The 1,404-nt window shown below is 55.6% G+C and carries 1 protein-coding gene; it reads left to right on the top strand.

The features are described from left to right. The first annotated feature begins 45 nt into the window (after positions 1–45). On the top strand, positions 46–1,065 hold the full coding sequence (locus AC19YR_RS24720; protein WP_236300051.1) for an IS30 family transposase: 1,020 nt from the start codon (positions 46–48) through the stop codon (positions 1,063–1,065). The last annotated feature ends 339 nt before the right edge of the window (positions 1,066–1,404 follow it).

A 1,404-nucleotide genomic window follows, 5' to 3' on the forward strand; every position in this document is an offset into this window, starting at 1 on the left:
GGCGGTCTCAAGGAGCAAGTGCAACGCCTGATGTAAGGTGTTGCCATGTCTACCCAATACAACCACCTGAGTACCCAGGAGCGCGTCACCATTATGGTGATGCTATTTCAACGGCAACCACTGCGAGCTATCGCCGCTTTGCTGGGCCGTCACCCTAGCACCATTAGTCGTGAGATCAGACGTAACCCCCACCAGCATCACTATGACGCCGCCCAGGCTGCCAGCAGGGCTCAACAGCTTCGGCAGGTACCCCGCCGCCAGCGGCGTTTGTCTCCAGATTCAGAGCTGTTTCAGGTGGTTGTCGAAATGCTCCGCATTGGCTGGTCACCGCAACAAATTGCCCGCAGACTACGCAGTATCTGGCCCGGCCAACCCGAGCGACATGTGAGTCACGAAACTATTTACCTCACCATCTATGCCTACCCACGCGGCGAACTGAAACGTCAGCTGGTCAGTTATTTGCGTCAGGGTAACGGCAAACGTCGTAAGCGAACCCAGAGCAATGTGCGTCGAGAACGCTACCCGGCACAGCTGAGTATTCACCTACGCCCCCCTGAGGTTACAGATCGTCTGGTACCTGGCCATTGGGAGAGCGACCTGATCATGGGCGCCAATAATCGCTCAGCGGTTGCCACCATGGTCGAGCGTACGAGCCGTTATGTAATTCTCGCCAAGCTCGAAGCCCCCACCGCAGAGGCGGCGACGGAAGCCATTGTTAGGGAAATGTCGCGGATGGCGCCATCGCTATTAAAAACCATGACGCATGATCAAGGCAGCGAAATGGCCCGTCATGCCGAAATCACCGCACGCACGGGGATGAAGATTTACTTCGCCGATCCACACTCGCCTTGGCAGCGTGGCAGCAATGAAAATACGAACGGGTTGTTACGCCAATACCTTCCCAAAGGCACAGACCTCTCGCTGGTGACGCAGGCACGGCTGGACGAAATAGCCGATTTGCTCAACACCCGTCCTCGCCAGACATTGGGCTGGAAATTTCCGGTTGAGGTGCTGGTGGATTATCTTCAGCTCAGCGCGACCAACAAGCTCGAAACGATAAACTGATCGTGACGAGCAAGGCCCGCTTGAGCTCCAACCAGTTACCTGGTGGAGGCGTCTGATGGGTGTTTCTGTCGTGGCATTGCAGGCCGTCAAATCGCCGATAGAGGGGGGGTTGTGTATAGCCATTGTTTAAGCGATGAAAGGGGGGTTGTGTATAGCCGCTGTCTCAGCGACGGAAGAGCTTGTCATGGGGTAAGCTTTCGGCAGTGAAAATCGTGTGCAAGCAGATCGGCTCGGTTCGGTCAGACGTCCATTGATGATGATGTTTTGGAAGCGGGATTGCGTTCGCTTAGCAAGTGCAGAAAAGTTAACTGACTGTTGCACTTGCTCCTTGAGACCGCC

Source organism: Pseudomonas sp. MF08817 (assembly GCF_059862705.1).

Excerpts from the sequence above, each read along its gene's own strand:
- AC19YR_RS24720 (WP_236300051.1), top strand. The coding sequence starts at position 46 with ATGTCTACCCAATACAACCACCTGAGTACCCAGGAGCGCGTCACCATT.